Origin of the sequence: Arthrobacter ulcerisalmonis, assembly GCF_900609065.1 — a bacterium.
GTDB classification, from domain to species: domain Bacteria; phylum Actinomycetota; class Actinomycetes; order Actinomycetales; family Micrococcaceae; genus Arthrobacter; species Arthrobacter ulcerisalmonis.
In genome coordinates, this window is record NZ_UXAU01000018.1 from 48,999 (window position 1) to 66,883 (window position 17,885).

At 65.5% G+C, this 17,885-nt stretch carries 19 protein-coding genes; 7 read left to right on the forward strand and 12 right to left on the reverse strand.

What is annotated here, in order from left to right:
* The first annotated feature begins 4 nt into the window (after positions 1-4).
* Genes PSET11_RS05420 through asd form a run of 6 tightly spaced genes read left to right on the forward strand, consistent with a single transcriptional unit; the run spans position 5 to position 4,847 of the window.
* Positions 5-1,615 (forward strand): hypothetical protein, encoded by a 1,611-nt coding sequence (locus PSET11_RS05420; protein WP_238989043.1) that lies wholly within the window; start codon positions 5-7, stop codon positions 1,613-1,615.
* Positions 1,612-2,064 (forward strand): GntR family transcriptional regulator, encoded by a 453-nt coding sequence (locus tag PSET11_RS05425; RefSeq protein WP_124091089.1) that lies wholly within the window; start codon positions 1,612-1,614, stop codon positions 2,062-2,064. The genes PSET11_RS05420 and PSET11_RS05425 overlap by 4 nt, the downstream gene beginning before the upstream one ends.
* Positions 2,061-2,864 (forward strand): thymidylate synthase, encoded by an 804-nt coding sequence (locus PSET11_RS05430; RefSeq protein WP_124091090.1) that lies wholly within the window; start codon positions 2,061-2,063, stop codon positions 2,862-2,864. The genes PSET11_RS05425 and PSET11_RS05430 overlap by 4 nt, the downstream gene beginning before the upstream one ends.
* Positions 2,861-3,436: a dihydrofolate reductase gene (locus tag PSET11_RS05435; protein ID WP_124091091.1), complete on the forward strand. Its 576-nt coding sequence runs from the start codon at positions 2,861-2,863 to the stop codon at positions 3,434-3,436. Before PSET11_RS05430 ends, PSET11_RS05435 begins: the two co-directional genes overlap by 4 nt.
* 2 nt (positions 3,437-3,438) lie before the next feature.
* Positions 3,439-3,657, forward strand: a complete 219-nt coding sequence (locus tag PSET11_RS05440) for an NF038396 family protein (protein WP_124091092.1) — start codon at positions 3,439-3,441, stop codon at positions 3,655-3,657.
* Between the two features lie 59 nt (positions 3,658-3,716).
* A complete protein-coding gene (asd, locus tag PSET11_RS05445) occupies positions 3,717-4,847 on the forward strand; it encodes an aspartate-semialdehyde dehydrogenase (protein WP_124091093.1) in 1,131 nt (376 codons plus the stop codon).
* 136 nt (positions 4,848-4,983) lie between these two features.
* Here the strand turns inward: asd and PSET11_RS05450 are convergent, their stop codons facing one another.
* Entirely contained in the window at positions 4,984-5,949 is a 966-nt protein-coding gene (locus PSET11_RS05450) for a type IV toxin-antitoxin system AbiEi family antitoxin domain-containing protein (RefSeq protein WP_124091094.1), read from the reverse strand.
* Between the two features lie 157 nt (positions 5,950-6,106).
* Positions 6,107-7,303, reverse strand: coding sequence for a winged helix DNA-binding domain-containing protein (locus PSET11_RS05455; protein WP_124091095.1), 1,197 nt, complete (start codon positions 7,301-7,303; stop codon positions 6,107-6,109).
* Between the two features lie 54 nt (positions 7,304-7,357).
* On the opposite strand from PSET11_RS05455, the gene PSET11_RS05460 reads away from it, so the two are divergent.
* Positions 7,358-7,861, forward strand: a complete 504-nt coding sequence (locus PSET11_RS05460; RefSeq protein WP_124091096.1) for a hypothetical protein — start codon at positions 7,358-7,360, stop codon at positions 7,859-7,861.
* Here the strand turns inward: PSET11_RS05460 and PSET11_RS05465 are convergent.
* The 10 genes from PSET11_RS05465 to PSET11_RS05510 form a co-directional block, all read right to left on the reverse strand.
* The gene (locus PSET11_RS05465; protein WP_124091097.1) at positions 7,842-8,903 is read right to left on the reverse strand and encodes a UDP-N-acetylmuramate dehydrogenase; all 1,062 of its coding nucleotides are present in this window, start codon (positions 8,901-8,903) and stop codon (positions 7,842-7,844) included. The two genes, PSET11_RS05460 and PSET11_RS05465, sit on opposite strands and share 20 nt — an antisense overlap.
* A gap of 22 nt (positions 8,904-8,925) precedes the next feature.
* A complete protein-coding gene (locus tag PSET11_RS05470) occupies positions 8,926-10,269 on the reverse strand; it encodes an MFS transporter (protein WP_124091098.1) in 1,344 nt (447 codons plus the stop codon).
* Positions 10,270-10,279: 10 nt separating this feature from the next.
* Positions 10,280-10,717, reverse strand: coding sequence for a MaoC family dehydratase (locus tag PSET11_RS05475; protein WP_124091099.1), 438 nt, complete (start codon positions 10,715-10,717; stop codon positions 10,280-10,282).
* A gap of 2 nt (positions 10,718-10,719) precedes the next feature.
* Positions 10,720-11,181, reverse strand: a complete 462-nt coding sequence (locus tag PSET11_RS05480) for an FAS1-like dehydratase domain-containing protein (RefSeq protein WP_124091100.1) — start codon at positions 11,179-11,181, stop codon at positions 10,720-10,722.
* 40 nt (positions 11,182-11,221) lie between these two features.
* Positions 11,222-11,446, reverse strand: a complete 225-nt coding sequence (locus PSET11_RS05485; RefSeq protein ID WP_124091101.1) for a DUF3188 domain-containing protein — start codon at positions 11,444-11,446, stop codon at positions 11,222-11,224.
* A 22-nt stretch (positions 11,447-11,468) separates the two neighbouring features.
* Entirely contained in the window at positions 11,469-12,404 is a 936-nt protein-coding gene (locus tag PSET11_RS05490) for a DUF2797 domain-containing protein (protein WP_238989044.1), read from the reverse strand.
* A 29-nt stretch (positions 12,405-12,433) separates the two neighbouring features.
* Positions 12,434-13,297, reverse strand: coding sequence for an HpcH/HpaI aldolase/citrate lyase family protein (locus PSET11_RS05495; protein WP_124091102.1), 864 nt, complete (start codon positions 13,295-13,297; stop codon positions 12,434-12,436).
* A 198-nt stretch (positions 13,298-13,495) separates the two neighbouring features.
* Positions 13,496-14,437 carry an aldo/keto reductase gene (locus PSET11_RS05500; RefSeq protein ID WP_124091103.1) on the reverse strand — a complete coding sequence of 314 codons (942 nt, stop codon included), beginning with the start codon at positions 14,435-14,437 and terminating at the stop codon, positions 13,496-13,498.
* A 4-nt stretch (positions 14,438-14,441) separates the two neighbouring features.
* Positions 14,442-16,154 carry a glycoside hydrolase family 13 protein gene (locus tag PSET11_RS05505; RefSeq protein ID WP_124091104.1) on the reverse strand — a complete coding sequence of 571 codons (1,713 nt, stop codon included), beginning with the start codon at positions 16,152-16,154 and terminating at the stop codon, positions 14,442-14,444.
* Positions 16,155-16,312: 158 nt separating this feature from the next.
* Entirely contained in the window at positions 16,313-17,884 is a 1,572-nt protein-coding gene (locus PSET11_RS05510; protein ID WP_124091105.1) for a Na+/H+ antiporter, read from the reverse strand.
* Position 17,885: the final 1 nt, after the last annotated feature.

A 17,885-nucleotide genomic window follows, 5' to 3' on the forward strand; every position in this document is an offset into this window, starting at 1 on the left:
GATCATGGGGGATGAGATGCCGCAAAACTTGAGTTGGGACTTTATCCCCGTGGGCCTTCTGCTTGGTCCGTTCTTCTTGGTGACCGTCATCTACCTGGTCCTGCGCTGGGTGGTTCGGATTCCCGGCGGCGGCGTCTCGCCCGTTTCGGTGACGCAACATGCCTTGTGGGTGGGTGTCATTGGCTGGTTGGCCAGTTCACTACAGTCCGCGGGTATGATCGGCATCCTGCCCAACAACGGCGACGGCCCGCTGACCAACGCACTGACGATCATTCCTGTGTTGGCCTGGCCCATCCTGGGCGTGCTCGCAGTCCACGGCATCGGCCAGGTGAGCTACCCCGGCCATCGGCTGGAGCGGCGCCAAGCCACCCTGGAGGTCCGCAGGATCCGGGATTTCCTGCCGGTCACGCTCGGCTGGGTGACGCTGGCGATTTTCGTGCTGGCAGCTCTCCAGATTGCCGTGGTGGCCACCCTGCCCGGATTTTCGCCGCGGCCTTTCAGCGGCGGCGAGGTGGCTACTCTCGGCGCAGACGGACGCATCGCCGGCCTAACAGTGGCTGCCTACCTGGGTTTGGCGCTCTTGGTCTTGGCCATGGGGACCTGGGCTGTACTGTTACTGATCACGCGCCGTCGTCAGCTGGAAGCACTCGACCCAGACGACAACGCAACCCTACGGACCATCGCCATGAACCGGTTGCTGCGGACAGTGGCCACTGTAGCCTCTGGCCTGACTGCGATCGCGGGGAACTTCGCGGTCCGGCCCGAGCCAGAGAATGGCTCGGGTTCCTGGACCAACGTGATGGGAATCGTCAACCTCGTGGTCCTCCTGGCCATGTGGCGGTGGGCACCACCCACGTTGGCCTTCGGAAGTCCAGCAAACACCCGGGTCCAGGCCGCCGCCATCCCCGAAAGTCAGCCATCCACCAAGCTCGTCGTGTCCCTCGGGCCGGCGATGTGGCTCGGCGCCATCGTACCGATGCTGCTGTTGCTGGCGGTCATGGGTCCGCTAACCCAGCCCGCTGTCATCGTCGCCGTGGGTGCGGCGGGGGTTCTGGGCGTGCTGGCATTCGGAGAAATTTTGCTGCACGTCAATTACGGCGCGACGAGCGCCTCTGCCGAACGTCCACCACTCATTCGCGCTGCAGCGGTAGTCACCGGTCTGGCCTTGGCGGTCCTGGCCGTCGCCATCGTGACGGTGGCACTGCGCCAGGCCGCACTCGGCGCTCCCCCCGACTGGGTTGCCACGGCCATAGCCGGCGCAGCCGTCCTGCTCATGGCCGTGGGGCCGATTGCCCTTCTCCTTCGTCGACGACCGCTAAGCGACTCAACACCTGGGCTCGACGCTGCCCTGCGAGGAATCACCTTGCACCGCGTTCTCAGGACGGTAACGGCCTGCTCGGTGGTCCAGGCTGGCGTCCTCTTCTCCGTTTCTGCTCCGTCTCTGCAGGCCCGCTGGCCCCTGAATCCCGGCCCCTCCGCAATCATCTGGCAGGGAGCACCGCTGGCCGGGGCCTTCCTGATCGTCCTAGGGATTGCCGTTGCCCTCGTTCCGCTGCGCCGGCTCATCACCAACCAGGCACCCAGTGTCCGTTCCGCGGCGGACGCCGTACCTTGAGCGCAGGCATCACGGTGGACCTCGGTTCCGCCACAGCCCCCTACGAACAAATCCGCTCCCAGATCGCTTCCCTGGTGGCGCTGGGCGAGCTCACCCCAGCCACCAAACTTCCCTCGGTGCGAAGCCTGGCCGCCGACCTTGGCATCGCCGCCGGAACGGTGGCCCGGGCGTACAAGGAACTTGAGGCTGCTGGTGTGGTGCAATCACGACGGCGGGGCGGCACCATCGTGGCGACCCGTCCACCCGGACCTGCTGGGCACGCCGCTGCTGGTTCCCATGGCGAAGGCGAGGCGGCGCCCGCCGCAGCGGACCTCGCCGAGGTTCGCGTCGCCGTCGACCGTTACATCAAACTGGGCCGCCGCGCGGGGCTGGCCGATGAGGTTTTGGTGGACCTGGTCCGCGGCAGGCTACGCCAGGACGGGCCCGCCGCCGGTAGACTTGGGACGTGAGTATTGCTACCCCCTACGAAGACCTGCTTCGCGACGTCCTGGCTGAGGGCACGCATAAATCGGATCGAACGGGAACGGGAACCACCAGCGTTTTCGGCCGACAGATGCGGTTCGATCTGGCCACGAGCTTCCCGCTGATCACCACCAAACGGGTCCACTTCAAGTCCGTGGCCGTGGAGCTGCTGTGGTTCCTGCGCGGCGAATCGAACGTCCGTTGGATGCAGGAGCAAGGCGTTACCATCTGGAACGAATGGGCGGACGCTGACGGTGAACTAGGACCGGTCTACGGCGTCCAGTGGCGCAGCTGGCCCACCCCAGCCGGCGGCCACATCGACCAGATTGCCGAGCTGGTGGAGAACCTCAAGGCCAACCCTGACTCCCGCCGTCACATCGTCTCCGCCTGGAACGTCTCCGAACTCAGCGACATGGCTTTGCCGCCTTGCCACGCTTTCTTCCAGTTCTACGTGGCGGACGGCAAACTCTCCTGCCAGCTGTACCAGCGCTCCGCGGACATGTTCCTGGGTGTGCCCTTCAACATCGCCTCTTACGCCCTGCTGACCTGCATGGTTGCTCAGCAGGTGGGGCTTGAGCCCGGCGAATTCGTCTGGACCGGCGGCGATGTCCACATCTATGAGAACCACATGGACCAGGTCCTCAAGCAGCTGGCGCGTGAACCTTACGAGTACCCCCAGCTGAAGATCACCCGCACCCCGGACTCGATCTTCGAGTACACCCTTGACGACTTCGAGGTGGTCGATTACCAGCACCACCCCACCATCAAGGCACCGATCGCCGTATGACTGCCGTGAACCCGCAAGCTTTCACGGAGCAGCTAGCTACTACTCTGACCGGCGTTGGCCTGGTGTGGGCGCAGACCCCTGCCGGTGTGATCGGCATGGCGGGGGACATGCCGTGGCACCTGCCGGAGGACCTCAAGCACTTCAACCGCCTCACCTCCGGGCACCCGGTCATCATGGGCCGCAAAACGTGGTTGTCCTTCCCTGACAAGTACCGCCCCCTCCCCCGCCGCACCAATATCGTCATCACCCGGCAGAAAAGCTGGGCTGACACGCCTGAGGCCGCGGGCGCCGTCGTGGTTTCCTCCCTGGACGACGCCCTCCTCGAGTCGCAATTCGCCCCCGGCAGCGAGATGGTGTGGATCCTGGGCGGCGGCGAGATCTTTCGGCAATCGGCCGAACTCGCCAACACCGCCGTGGTCACCACCATCGACGTGACGGCCGACGGCGACACCTACGCTCCCGAGCTCAGCGCCGTATGGGCGGCCACCACCGCAAGCCCCGCCGACGGCTGGCTGACCGCCGCCAACGGCACCCGATACCGCTTCACCTCATGGACAAGAACCGAAAGCTAGGCATGCTCAAAAAACCCGAAACCCTGTTCGTCCTGGGCTACATGCTGCTGCCCCTGTTGGGCCTGCTGTCCGCCATCGTGGGACTGACCATGATTCTCGGCGGCAACAAGATCGCTGGGGCGATTGTCCTGGTGGTGGTAACTCAGCTATTCACGTTCGGCGCCTACTTTGCGATCCGCGCCCGCAAGAACGCCCTCCTGGCAGAAGCGGACCGCGCGTAGCCCTACTGTCGTGACGTAACCGACTGCACCTGGCACGCCGGGAAGTCTAAACTGGTCCAATGACTACAGCAGCTACCCCTTCTGTCGGCCTGGTCGGATGGCGCGGCATGGTGGGCTCCGTCCTCATGCAGCGCATGCAGGACGAGGGCGACTTCGCCAACATCAACCCGGTCTTCTTCTCCACGTCCAACGCGGGCGGTGCCGCCCCGTCCTTCGCCGACGGCGCAGGCAAGCTCGAAGACGCGTTCGACCTTGAGACGCTGGCCAAGCTGCCCATTATTGTCACCGCCCAGGGCGGCGACTACACCAAGCAAGTCCACAGCGACCTGCGCGGTCGCGGCTGGGACGGCCTCTGGATCGATGCCGCCTCCACCCTGCGGATGAACGACGATTCGATCATTGTGCTCGATCCGATCAACCGCGACGTCATCGACAAGGGCCTGGTCAACGGCACCCGCGACTACATCGGCGGCAACTGCACCGTGTCCTGCATGCTCATGGGCCTGGGCGGACTCTTCAAAAATGACCTGGTCGAATGGGGCACCTCCATGACCTACCAGGCTGCCTCCGGTGGCGGGGCCCGGCACATGCGCGAGCTGCTCAGCCAGTTCGGCACGCTCAACGCCGAGGTCAGCACGGAACTGGACGACCCGGCGTCGGCCATCCTCGAGATTGACCGCAAGGTCCTGGCCCACCAGCGCACGGACATCGACGCCACCCAGTTCGGCGTTCCGCTCGCCGGCTCCCTGATCCCCTGGATCGACGCGGACCTGGGCAACGGGCAGTCCAAAGAAGAGTGGAAAGCAGGTGTGGAGACCAACAAGATCCTGGGCACGTCCGAGGAAAACCGCATCATCATGGACGGGCTCTGCATCCGTATCGGCGCCATGCGCTCACACTCCCAGGCGCTGACCCTGAAGCTCCGTGAAGACCTGCCGGTGGCGGAGATCGAGTCGCTCCTGGCCGCCGACAACGAATGGGCCAAGGTGGTTCCCAACACGAAGGAAGCATCCATGGCGGATCTGACCCCCGTGGCTGCGTCCGGAACCCTGGACATCCCCGTGGGCCGAATCCGCAAGATGGAGATGGGCCCGAACTACATCAGCGCCTTCACTGTGGGCGACCAGCTCCTCTGGGGTGCAGCCGAACCGCTCCGGAGGATGCTGAACATCGCCACGGGCAGCCTGTAGCGTTCGCCTATTAGGTGGGGAGCGGACCCGGCTAAGACGGCCCTGCCCCGCTTCACTTCGCGTATCGGCGGCCCTGGCCCGCATAAGCGGTGTGCTGGGCAGCACCGCTTATGCGGGCCAGGGCCGCTTTCGTGTTCTAGTGCCGCTCCTGCGGTCCAGAGTGCCGGGCCAGAAAGGCCAGCAGGCGCCCTTTCAGCTCCGGGGACCGGCCCAGCAGGTCCCAGTTGATACGGAACACCGCCCAGCCGTCCTGAACCAGCGTGTTCTCCCGGTTGCGCTCTGCCAAGAGTGCCTCGGCCGTTGGCCTGTAGTCGAAGTACTTTGCCTCGCCGTCGAACTCGATCAGGATCCGAGTGGCGGGATCGGCAAAATCCGCACGGAACACACCGTTGGCTGTGGGGATCTGCACCTGCGGCACGAACTGGTGCATGCCAAAGGAGTGCAGCAAGAGCCTGGTCCGGGTCTCCCCTGCAGATTCGGACCGGCTGTCCAAGACATTCAGCAGGTTCTCGGCCCGCCGGCTCCCCCGCTTCTGCCCGAGTTGCAGCTGGTGGCGCAGGCCGGCCATCCGCGCGCCTTTGCGCAATGCATGGTCCCCAATGACAGCTGCTTGCTCCAGAGGCAGAATCCGGGCGCAATCCAAGACAGTCCGTTCGAGGCTGGTGGCCAAGATTTCCCTCCCGTCCCGGGTCCGGAGGGTTGCTCTGTCTGCTGGTTGCAGGATGGCCCGGTGGGTCCGGACATCTTTTCCGGCACTTGTCCGGGAATTCGCGTAGTCCGTGGTGACGTGGATCAGGGGCGATGCACCCCATACGTCGCATTCGTGCAGCCGGGCCGCACTCACATGGCTGTAGCGTGAGTTACCTCCGGTGGACTCATAATGGGCCTGGATCTTCAGGGCGTCCCTGATCCACGGCTTGGCCGCCCGCCAGCTTGCCTGCTGGACGTAGGCGCCCCGGCGGGGCCGAAGAATGAGCCCGGCGCGGACCGCCGCCGTCAGGACTCTGTCGTCCAGTCCGGCGGCAGTCAACTGACGCGTTGAAGCGACGGTGCTGGTTGGCCAAGCTGTGTCCAGGAGGGCTTGGATCTTACTTTCGTTCATGGACCAAGGCTGGCGCGTGGCTGGTTATCAAGGGAGAGGGCAGAGACGTCATGTGGATAATTCGAGGCGCCGCCATCATCAGCGGCCCTGGCCCGCAGGAACGGCGCTGCCCAGCACCGCTTATGCGGGGCAGGGCCGCTTTCGCCACCAGAGGGGGTTAGTTCGCCAGGAACGCCCGGTATCCGCGGGCAGCTTTCTCCAGTGCGGCCTGCGCCGTGGGGCCCAACGGCCGGGTTTCATCAAATAGTTCAGGTACGACGGCGGCCCCCGGCCCAGTGCCTGCCAGCGACCAGGTGCCCACCACTTCGCCGGCCGCCACCACTGTTTTCTTGAAAACCCCGTTGTTGCCGGGAACAATCTTGTCCGCGTGCTCCGGCGGCAGGACCAGACTGCGGTCCTGGTAGCCCAGCACGAACTCGTCGAAGCCTGGCAGGAGCAGCACCGACCGTGCACCGGGCAGTCCCGAATCCAGGAGTTCCGCAGTTTCCGGCGAGAGCCAGTATTCAGTCCCTTTCACGTCGAGGGCCACCAACTGATCCCGAATATCGGCCAATGCTGCCCGAACTTCCGTCAGCGGCAACTGCGTCCACCACGCGAAGTCGCGAACCGTTGCTGGCCCATGGCTCCGTAAGTACCTGAGCAGGAACTCGGCCACAGCTTCTTCTCTGGGAAGCCGGCGCGAGGTACGAATCCAGTCCTCGAATGCCACCAACAGCTGCTGATTGCCTGACATGGGTCCCTGCACCAGCCAGCCATGCCTGCAAAGAGTGCCAAGGATGTGAATCCCGCGCTGGCCGGTGGTGGGTTGGCCTGCAGCCTCAAACTCTTTGAAAAGGTCCGGCCTGCTGACCGGTCCACCAGCGGCGATGCGGGTCAACGCCACGTCCCGCGCCTTCTCAATGTCCGCCCACGAGATGTCCAAGTCACGGAACCGCGCTGCGATGCTCCGGGTGAGCTTCTCGGCCGTTAGATCCAGCATCCAGCCGAGATCCTCTGGTGCCACTAGGTGAAGTGTCCCGCGCATGGGCCAGGACCGCACAATGCGCCCAGTATCCAAGGCGGTCCGGACAGCACTGATCCCAGCACCAGGAGCACGGGAGCCAACGGCCCACAAGGCTGCCGGCAGGTCCTGCGCCTGAATGGCCGTAAGCCAGCGGACAACCCCTGCCACTCGGGCGACCCCAGCGGAGTAGGCGGAAGATTTTGCAGCGGCTGGTCCGGCAACGGCGGCAGACTTCGCTGCGGCGGGTCCGGCCACACCAGTGGGTCCTGCACCGCCTGGAACCAAGCCTTGCGCAGCCAGCCGCAGCCTACCGACGGTCCGGCCGTCCAGTCCTCGCGCTGCTCCCGCCATGGCCCCATCCTAGGGCTGGATTGCCTCGACCGGCAGGGCAACTAGGCTGGAAGCATGACTTTGGGGAGTTTTTGGGGACTGCTTGCGCGCAGCACGAGGTGGTGGCTGGCGCTGGGCACAGTCTCGGTCGTCGTTGGAACTGGCCTGAGCGCCTTGGCGCTGACCGAGCTTACGCCACGTCCCGCAGCCCTGCTTCCCGCCCTAGGGTTCAGCCTCGGCGGTGGATATGCGGTGCTCTTCCCGGGCTTGCGCACCTGCACCGGTGGAGTCCGGATCCACCGCGGCTGGACACAGCATCCACTGGCAGGAAGGGTGCTGTACATCAGTTCGCTGATCCTCGCCGTGGCCGGACTCGCCGCCTGCATCGCGACCGGAATCAGGATGCCTGACGCATCGAAAATCTTGGTCTGGCTGGTGATGGGCCTTTACCTGGCGCTCGTGGGCTGGTCCGCAGCCGTGATCGGCGCCGCAGCCCGCTTCACGGCAGTCCGCAACGCAGCGACCAGCGAAGCCCACGCAGCCCGTCCAGCTGTTGGCGTTACAGCTCCAACCCGATGAGCAACGGTTCTGGGTGCAGCACAATACCGAAGTGACGTTCGACGCCGTCCCGCACCTCCCGCGCCACGGCCACCAAATCAGCGGCGCTGGCTGAGCCGCGGTTCGTAATTGCCAGCGTGTGCTTGGTGGACAGGGCAGCCCGGCCGGCAGCAACCGAGTCCGCGTCGAGGCCAAAGCCTTTCCCGAAACCCGCGCGATCAATGAGCCACGCGGCTGACAGCTTCACCAGTTCCCCCTCAGGGAAGCGCGGCGCATCGGCCGGCAATGTTGCGGCGAGCTCCGGGCTGACGATCGGATTGGTGAAGAAGGACCCGGTAGAATAGGTGTCGCGATCGGCGGCGTCCAGCACCATGCCTTTGCTGGCGCGGAGTCGGAGCACCTCTCGGCGAACATCGTTGGCGTAGGCGCGTTTACCCACCTCGACGCCCAGCGAGCGGGCGAGTTCGGCGTAGCGGATAGGCGCGCTCATCCGTCCCAGCGGCAGTTGGAATTCCACCGTCAGCACCACATAGCGCGGCGACCCGTCAACGGTGGACTGTTTGAGGATCGAGTCCCGGTAGCCGAATTTAAGCTCCGAGGAGGTGAACGTCTGGACAGCGTTGCGCTGCCGGTCCCAGGTGCGTACGGCGGCGATGGTCTGGGAGACGTCGGCGCCGTAGGCACCCACGTTTTGGACCGGCGTCGCGCCCGTTGAGCCGGGGATTCCGGACAGCGCCTCGATGCCGGACCACGCGTGCAGCACGGCGTGGGAAACGAGGGCGTCCCAGTTGTGGCCGGCCTGCACCACCACCGCCACGCCGCCGCAGGAGTCCTCCGCGTTGACCGTGAACCCCTCAGAGGCGATCCGCAGGACCGTCCCAGGGAACCCGGCGTCGGACACCACAAGATTGGATCCGCCGCCCACGATCAGCAACTGTTCCCCGGCGGCGTCGGCCGTCCGGACGGCGTCGATGATCTCGGCCTCAGTGGTGGCCTCGATGAACGTTCCGGCGGGGCCGCCAACGGCCGCGGTGGTCAGCTGCGAAAGCAAAGTGGGAGTCACCCCACCACCTTACAAGGGAAAGTCAGGCCACTTTCTTGGCCACGGGGGCAAGGAAGAAGCTGACAACGAGCATCACCATGACGCCCAGCAGGGAATGCAGGATCCCCACGTGCTCGGCCAACAGACCCAGCAACGGCGGACCGCACAGGAAGGCGCCGTACCCAATGGTGGACACCACTGAAACCCGGGCTGCAGCCTTGACCGGATCGTCAGCTGCCGCCGACATTCCCACCGGGAATCCCAGCGAAGCACCCAGGCCCCAGATCGCCAGCGCCACATAGGCCAGCCACGGCTCGGGGGCGAAGACGAACAATCCGAGCCCCAATACCGCCATGGCGGCACACCAGCGCATCACGGGAACCCTGCCATACCGGTCCAGCACCACCGTTCCGGCGAAGCGGCCGATGGTCATGAAGGAAACGAACAAGCCATATCCGACGGCGCCAGCAGCGTCCGACTGCCCGTGGCCGTCCGCAAGGGCAAGCGCCACCCAGTCTCCGGCGGCACCTTCGGCCAGCGCAAGGCCCAGCACCATCACGCCGAGGAGTAAGGTTCGCCGGTCACGCCAGGCCTGGGCGATCAGCCGTTTGTTATCCAGCGGAGCAGCAGCGGGCTCGCCGGGATTTCCACCGGCCGGGGTTCCGGAGCCGATCAGTGGGATGGGCCCCGTTGCGGGGTCGCCAAAACTGTCGTAGGACCGTTCGGGTTTGCGGGTGCCCTCAGGAGCAGCACCATTTTGTCCCGCCGGCGAACCAGCATCCACGGGCGTGACATCCGCCCGGAACCAACCCGCAGCCACGGTGACCGACACTGCCACGAGGATCCCGGCGGCAGCCAAGTGCCAGAAGACCGGCATGGCTGCTGCCGCTGCCCACGCCCCGAGGCCCGCTCCCGCGACAGTGCCTAGGCTGAAGGAACCGTGCAGCCGCGGCATGATGTGCCGGCCCAGGGCCCGCTCCACAGCTGCGCCCTCCACGTTGGAAGCGGTGTTCCAACTGGCTGTGCCCAGCCCGATCACCGTCAAGCCAGCGGCCGTAGCCACGGGGTTGACCAGCACCGATGTGCCAAACCCAGCAATGGCAAGACCCAGGCCCACCATGATGGCGCCGATCTGGATGGTGCGTTTGGAACCGAGGCGCAGCACGATCAGCCCGGAGGCCGAAACGGAGACGAACGAGCCAAGCGTCAGGCACAACAGGAGCAGCCCCACGTTGCCGGGCGTGAGGTTCAGGCCATCCCGGATGGCTGGCAATCGGGATACCCAGGACGCAAAGGCAATGCCGCTGGCCCCGTAGGCCACCACCACAGCATTGCGCCAGTGCCGCACCGCAGCCGAAGGTGCCGCCTCAGATACCGTGCTGGTCAACGGATAGTGCTCACGGAAGCCGGACCACTGCCTGGGCCTTCATCAGGACTTTCTGTCCGCCAGCCACCACGGTGAGGTCGACACGAGCGGTGCTTGCCTCGGCGTCGAGCTTTCCAATGGTGCCGGTGACCTCGATGGTGGCACCGGCGTCGGGCGTTCCCGTGGTGTCGGTGACCAGGACCGGTTTGGTGAAGCGCGTCTGGAAGTCGACGACGGCGGCGGGGTCGCCGGCCCAATCAGTCACCAGCTGCACCACGGCGCCCATGGTGAACATGCCGTGCGCGATCACCCCGGGCAGTTCAACGCCGGTGGCGAAGGCCTCGTTCCAGTGGATGGGGTTGAAGTCGCCGGACGCGCCAGCGTATTTGACCAGGTCAGTGCGGGTGACCTCGATGGTGCGGGTGCCGATTTCCTGGCCTGCGGTGACATCGCTGAAGGTGGGGCTCATGGTTACTGTCCCTCTCCGCGGACCAGGATGGATGACGTGGTGGTGGTGACGGCTTCGCGGGATCCGTCTGCTGCTACCGCGAAGATCTCCGAGCGGGTGGTGATCATGGCGCCGCCACCCATGCCGCGGACGCCGTCCACGTGCAGTTCGGCCACGAGCTGATCGCCGGCGAAGATGGGCCGGTGATGCGTGAATCGCTGGTCGGCGTGGACAACGCGGGTGAAATCGATCCCGGCGTCCGGGTCCTCGATCAGCTGGGCGTCGGCGCGCTGGGCGATGATGATGGCGAAGGTGGGCGGGGCGACAAGGTCCGGGTGTCCCAGGGCCGTCGCGGCGTCAAGGTCGAAGTGTGCGGGGTGGGTGGCTTTGACCGCGCGGGCGAACTCGCGGATCTTTTCGCGGCCAACGGGGTACACCTCGGCGGCAGGGTAGCTGCGGCCCTGCAGGTCGGGATTGATAGTCATGCTCCCAGCCTATCGCCAGCCCGCAGGGTGGCCGGGAAGGCTAGCGGCGCAGGTTCTTCCGGATCGACTGGCCACGAACCACCATGGCCACCATGTGCAGGACCAGGCCCAGACCGATGACCGGCAGGGACGCCATCGCGAGGCCTTGGATGCCGTTGAGGTTGCCCACCAGGTTCAGGATGATCCCGACGGCGATCAGTCCCATTCCGCTGAAGACGATGACTTTGTAGCGGGTCGGCGCAGTGGCCCAGAATTCGTTCAGCACCCCACCAGTTTACCGGCCCGGGCTAGAACAGGGATTCCTGGATGGCAGGGACAGCCGACGCGTAGTCGCCCAACACCACCTTGCGGCCCGTGAGCTGGCCAAGGTTCACCACGAACGCAGCGTCCGTGCCGGCCAGGCTGGCGAGCGCGTTGGCGCCGCTGAGCCCAGTCACCGTAAACCCGTGGCTGCCCGCATCGAGGGCGTGCGGGTAGCGATGCCGCGCAGTGGTCCCGTAAAGCGGTTCCGCCTGGGCTGGCCGGATCCACTGCTCCTCTACCGGCAGGTAGGGTTCGACGGCGGTCCTGGCCAGCAACGCACGGACCTCACCCGCCGCTCGGGCATTGATGGCCTCGATTTCCGGCGCGGGAAGTGGCCGAAGCAGTGCCTCCGACTTGGCTGCCGAGCGGATCTGCTGGGTCAGGCCAAGTTCCTGGGAGACCAGGTCCTCGAGGACCCGCACCGCCCGGCCGTCCGCGGTCTGGGCCACATAGGTAGCCGCAACGGCGCCTTGTTCGGCCAGCCTGTTCCACTTCCGAGGGCCGCTCGCTGTGCCAACTTTGGTGGCCCCGCCAGCAAACGTGGCCACATACAGCCAATGCTCCTGCATCAGGTAGCTGCGGAGCCCGGCCGGGACACGGCCGCCCCGGTGGAAATCATGCATCAGCCGTGAATCGTCCAGGACGAAACACCGCTCACACTGCTTCCCCTTGCTGGCGAGGCTGCCTTTCACGCATGGGACGTGGTCACGGGCCGAGGCCGAGTGCACCACCTGATGGCCCAGGCAATAGCGGCCCGGACCAGCCACCCGCAAACCCAGCGTTGCCCCCGGCGCCAACCCCACACTCCTTGCCTCCCCCGCAGGCGACTGCAGGCGCAGGACTGGCGTGCCGCCGTCGTGCGCGGGAAGCGAAGGCGCCGGACCATCCCAAAAGACCCCGTGGACCAGGAAGGCGGCCACGGGGTCTGCTGCGGGAAGAGTGTGCTGCGTCAGAGCGCTGGCTGGACCCCGAAGGCTACGGCAAGCTTCATGATCTTCTCGGCGCGGCCCAGTCGGGGCAGGTCGGAACCGTCGCGGATGACCCTGCCGTTGGCTTCGAAGTCGTTCATGAAGTCGGTGGCCCAGGCGACGTCGGACGGAGTGGGGCTGATGACCTCGTTGATGATGGGGGTCTGGTCGATGGCGAGGCAGAGCTTGCCGGTCATGCCCATCATCACGGTGATGCCGGTCTGCTCGCGCAGGATGGGGTGGTTGGTGCCCACGGTGGGGCCGTCGATGGGGCCCGGCAGGTTGCCGACTCGGCTGGCAACAACCAGCTTGGCGCGCGGGTAGGCCATGGCTTCGGCGGTGGCGGCCATGCCCGTGTCGCGGCGGAAGTCACCGGAACCGAATGCCAGGCGGAAGGCACCTTGCGCTTTGGCGATGTTGTTGGCTTCTTCGATGCCCACAGCAGACTCCACCAGCGCGATGACCGGGGTCTTGCCGTCCATCCGGTGGTAGCTCTCGGTGACCTGGTCAGCGGATTCGGTCTTGGCGAGCATGACGCCCAGGAGTCCTGGCGTGCCGCGGAGACCGGCCAGGTCATCGGCCCAGAACGGGCTGGTGGCGTCGTTGATGCGAACCCAGGCCTGGCCACCCTTGGACAGCCAGTCCACCACGTGGCCCCGGGCCTGGTCCTTCTGCGACGGGTCCACTGCGTCTTCGATGTCCAAAATGATGGAGTCGGCGCGTGAGACTGCTGACTGGTCGAAGAGCTCAGTCTTCATGGCATTGACCAGGAGCCAGGAGCGGGCGATTTCGGCGGGGATATTGCGTTCGGGCCTTGCGGTCTCGGCGGCTACGGTAGACGTCATGCTTCTACCGTATCTGGCCGCGGGCGTGCTTCGCGAAGCATTATCGGTTGGGGGGCCGACCAATACGAACAAAACCGTTTGTGACTGGCTGCCTGCGCCGCGTTCCACGTTCGTGGAGACACTCGGCCCAAGTAGCTCGCAGTTGTTGTCGTTTTGGGCCCTCAAAACGACAACAACTGCGAGTCAGTTGGGGAAGGGTTACGGGAGGTTGCTGCCCCGCGCAGTGATCCACAAGCCATACCACTGGGCCCGAGTCATGGACTCGGCAACCCGGGCAGCGTCAGCACAGGCGGCGATGCGGGCCGGGTTAACGGTGCCGATCACGGGAGAGATCCCTGCCGGGTGCTTCATCAGCCAGCCCAGCAGGACCGACTCCCCCGTGGTGCCGTACTCGGCAGCCAACTCGGCCACCAGGGCAGCGGTGGACTCCACCTCATGGCCAGCATCTGCCGCTGCAGCTCCGGTATACAGGCCACGCGCCAAGGACCCGTATGCCTGCAGGGTCACGCCGCGCTTGGCACAGTACTCGAGGGTGCCGGTGGGAAAGCTGTACTGGGTGCCAGCCGTGTTGTTGACCAGCACCTGGCTCTCCACCCACGCCCGCTTCAACAGGGACATCTCGAGCTGGTTGGCCACCACCGGCGTGTCCAGTCGATCCTGCAGCGCCTCAATCTGCGCGCCGGACATGTTGGACACACCCAGTTGCCGCACCTTGCCTTCTGCCATCAACTGCCCGACGGCGGACACCACCTCAGCGAGGTCGGTCAGCGGATCCGGCCGGTGCAGCAGGAGGACATCCACATACTCGGTCTGCAACCTGGACAGGCTGCCGTTGACCCGCTCCAGGATGGCGTCCCGGCTGAGGTCGTAGTGCGTCTGCAGTCCACGCTCGTTCAAGCGGATGCCGCACTTGGTCTGCAACCGGATGCGGTCCCGCAACCCGGGCGTTGCCGCCATGACGTCGCCAAAGACCTGCTCCGACTTGCCACTGCGGTAGATGTCAGCGTGGTCAAACAAGGTGATGCCAGCGGCCAGCGCCGCGTTGATGGCGGCGTCGGCCTCGGCTACCTGCTCAGCGCCATACGATTCTTCGGACCAGCCGCCACCGAGGCCCATGCAGCCATAAATCAGTTCCTGCATGGTCTCAGCCCAGCCAGACGGTGGTGTCGGCGGGCAACGTGCCGTCCAGCAGTGGGCCGCTGCTCAGCAGGACCTCCCCGGCAGGAATCGCAACGGCGGTGTCGCCGAAGTTGGTGACCGATTCCCAGCCACCGGGGCGGCGGAAATGCAGCAGATCGGGGTTGCCGGTCTCCACCCATTCCAGTTCCTCTGCGGCCTGCAACTCGCGACGCAGTTTCAGGGCGGCACGGTAAAGCTCCAACGTTGAACCAGCCACGCCATCCTGTGCCTGCACGGCGAAGGAGCTGAACCACTCCGGCTGCGGCAAGTGGGCGGTGCCATCGCCAAAGCCGTACGAGCTGCCAGCGTCCTCCCATGGCAGCGGAACACGGCAGCCGTCACGGCCAATATCTACGCCCGGGTTCCGGAAGAACGTGGGGTCCTGCCGTTCCGCTGCGGGGATGTCCGCCACTTCATGGAGGCCAAGTTCCTCGCCTTGGTAGAGGTAGGCGGAGCCGGGAACGGCCAGCATCAGGAGGGTCGCGGCGCGTGCGCGGCGCTCCCCCAGTTCCATATCCAGATCAGCGGCTGCTCCGCCGGCCAAGAGCCAATCCTTGCCGTCTTGGCCCTTCGGATGTGCTTCGTCCTTGGCCAGCCGCGGCAGGCCGTAGCGCGTGGCGTGGCGCACCACATCATGGTTGGAGAAGACCCAGGTGGAGGAGGCGCCAGTGGCGGCGGCTTCGGCCAGGTTATGGGTGATGATGTCCCGGAATTCCTGGCCGTTGAAATCGGCCTGGAGCAGGTCAAAGTTGAACGCCTGGCCGAGTCCCTCCGGGCTGGCGTAGCGCGCCCGGCGGGTGGAATGCACCCAGGCCTCTGCCACGGCGGTGCGCGGTGGGGTGTATTCGTTGAACACGGCCCGCCATTCGGCGTAGATCTCGTGCACCTCATCGCGGTCCCAGAACGGGTGTGAGCCGTCCGGGAAGCCATCGGTGCCGGTGTTCGCCGCCGACAGGACAGCCTTTGACATCAACGGCTCGGTCAGGTCCTTGGTCAAGGCGTGGGCTACGTCCACGCGGAAGCCGTCTACGCCGCGATCGGACCAGAAGCGTAGGGTCTTCAGGAAATCGTCGCGTACTTCCCGGTTGGACCAGTTGAGGTCCGGTTGTTCCTTGGCGAAGATGTGCATGTACCACTGACCTACGGTGCCGTCGGGTTCCGTGATGCGTTCCCAGGCCGGGCCGCCAAAGACGGAATCCCAGTCCGACGGCGGGGTGTCACCATTGGGTCCCAGGCCGTCGCGGAAAATGTAGCGTTCGCGTGCTGCCGAGCCGCGCGGCGACGCAAGGGCTTCGCGGAACCATTCGTGCCGATCGGACGAGTGGTTGGGGACAATGTCTGCGATGAGCTTGATTCCCGCGGCGTGCAACGCGGCGGACATCTCATCGAAGTCGGCCAGGGTGCCGAGTTTGGGGTCAACGTTGCGGTAATCGTCAACGTCGTAGCCGCCATCTGCTAGCGCGGACGGGTAGAACGGGCTCAGCCAGACAGCGTCGATCCCCAGCTGCTGCAGGTACGGCACCTTCGCCGTGATGCCTTTAATATCGCCCAGCCCGTCCCCATTGGAATCCGAGAAACTGCGCGGATAGATCTGATAGACGGCGGCCTGACGCCACCAATTGGCGTCGACTGCGAGACGCGAAGTGGACGGGGGTGCCGAGGTGGCGGTGGTGGGCAAGGCGGGATCCTTTTCTTGCGAGGAGGGATGTCAGTTGGGGGGGGAATTTATTTTGTATCTAAATTTACTCCTATGACCATTATCTGCTGCCCGATTCGGAAAGGTCAAGAGCCAGGTGGCTGCAGGCCCTTCTCTGCTAGGACAACACCTGTCCGCTGCTATTCCGGCATAATCATGGTCCGCAGGTCGAGCTGCCGCAGCACGCGGTCCGCCACCTCGGGATCGGTGTCCGGTTCGCTTCTCGCAGCTACAACTTCTTGGCGCGCAGCGTCCAAGGCGATGGTCTGGACGGCGATGGACAGCTCCCGGCCACGTTGTCGCTTCGCCGCCAAGGGCTCGTCCGGCAGCCCACCGTCCACCAGTTCAGCATGCAGTCGCTTCATCTTCTCCTTGACCAGCGCCACCTTCTCCGGCGGCAGGTCCCGCATCAAATCGTGCTGTTTGAGCGCAGCCACCGCCGCTCCCTGGGCACGCAAGGCCAACAATCGAGCCGCGTCGCGTTCCTCCGAGCCATCATGGGAAGCATCCAAGACTCGCATCAGCCACGGCAGGGTCAGACCTGGTAAGACGAGAGTGGCCAGCAAGACCGCGCAGGCAATGACCAGCAGATAGTCCCGTCCCGGGAACGGCGTGCCGTCGGCCAGGGTGACTGGCAGGGCGAGGGCCAAGGCCAGTGTGGCCAGCCCACGCATTCCGCACCAGGTCAGGATCAATACTTCCTTGGCAGTGGTGGGTTGCAACAGGTTTTGCCGCTTCCGGGCGCCCAACGCCAAGACTCCCAGCCACGCGAAGCGGGCCGCGAAAACCAGCACGCACACCACTGCTGCCACGCCCAGCATGCCGAAAATGTCGGTACCTTCGTCCTGGATCACATGCCGAATCTCCAGGCCCACCAGCCCGAACGCCAACCCCGTGACCAGCAGTTCCACCACGTCCCAGAAGGCAGTCCTGGTGACGCGCTCGGCGGCGTCCTGCGGCCTAGAATGCCGCTGCATCTCCAGGGCGGTGACCACCACGGCAATGACGCCAGAGGCGTGCACCTCCTCGGCCAGGATGTAGGCAGCAAACGGCACCACCAGGGTGACGGCGCTCCTGGCCACCATGGACGTGACCAGCCGAGTGACCAGCGCAATCAACCAGCCCATGACAATGCCCACCACTACGGCAAGGGCGGCGCCGATCACGAACTGGAGAACGACGTCGGACGCTATCCGGGTGCCTCCGACGGCGGCGGCCACGGCGGCCTGGAAGATGACGATCGCTGCCGCATCGTTGAAAAGGCCCTCGCTCTGGAGGACCGTGATCAGCCGCCGAGGCATGTGGACACGGCCGGCGACCGACTCCACGGCCACCGGATCGGGCGGGGCGACCATGGCGCCGAGGGCGATCGCCGCCGGGATGCCGATGCCGGGAATCATCAGCCAGGCGGCACCGGCCACCACGGCGGTGGTGATCACCACGAGTGCCACGGCGAGCATGAGGAGCGTCCGCCACCGGACCCGGAACACCGCCCACGAACTGCGTTGCGCCGTGGCGAAGAGCAGCGGCGGCAGGAAGATGGGCAGGATCAGTTCCGGCGCGATGTCCAGGTCCGGGAATCCCGGGATGAACGTTAGCGCCACGGCCAACAGCAGCATCAGGACCGGATACGGCAACCGCAGCCGGTCCCCCAGCCCCACGGCCATGACGGTGGCCAACAACAATCCAACGATGAGGGCCAACTGATCCATG

Coding starts and splice junctions, on each gene's coding strand:
- PSET11_RS05420 (WP_238989043.1), top strand. CDS start 5: ATGGGGGATGAGATGCCGCAAAACTTGAGTTGGGACTTTATCCCCGTG.
- PSET11_RS05435 (WP_124091091.1), top strand. CDS start 2,861: ATGACTGCCGTGAACCCGCAAGCTTTCACGGAGCAGCTAGCTACTACT.
- PSET11_RS05440 (WP_124091092.1), top strand. CDS start 3,439: ATGCTCAAAAAACCCGAAACCCTGTTCGTCCTGGGCTACATGCTGCTG.
- asd (WP_124091093.1), top strand. CDS start 3,717: ATGACTACAGCAGCTACCCCTTCTGTCGGCCTGGTCGGATGGCGCGGC.
- PSET11_RS05450 (WP_124091094.1), bottom strand. CDS start 5,949: ATGAACGAAAGTAAGATCCAAGCCCTCCTGGACACAGCTTGGCCAACC.
- PSET11_RS05455 (WP_124091095.1), bottom strand. CDS start 7,303: ATGGCGGGAGCAGCGCGAGGACTGGACGGCCGGACCGTCGGTAGGCTG.
- PSET11_RS05460 (WP_124091096.1), top strand. CDS start 7,358: ATGACTTTGGGGAGTTTTTGGGGACTGCTTGCGCGCAGCACGAGGTGG.
- PSET11_RS05475 (WP_124091099.1), bottom strand. CDS start 10,717: ATGAGCCCCACCTTCAGCGATGTCACCGCAGGCCAGGAAATCGGCACC.
- PSET11_RS05480 (WP_124091100.1), bottom strand. CDS start 11,181: ATGACTATCAATCCCGACCTGCAGGGCCGCAGCTACCCTGCCGCCGAG.
- PSET11_RS05495 (WP_124091102.1), bottom strand. CDS start 13,297: ATGACGTCTACCGTAGCCGCCGAGACCGCAAGGCCCGAACGCAATATC.
- PSET11_RS05500 (WP_124091103.1), bottom strand. CDS start 14,437: ATGCAGGAACTGATTTATGGCTGCATGGGCCTCGGTGGCGGCTGGTCC.
- PSET11_RS05510 (WP_124091105.1), bottom strand. CDS start 17,884: ATGGATCAGTTGGCCCTCATCGTTGGATTGTTGTTGGCCACCGTCATG.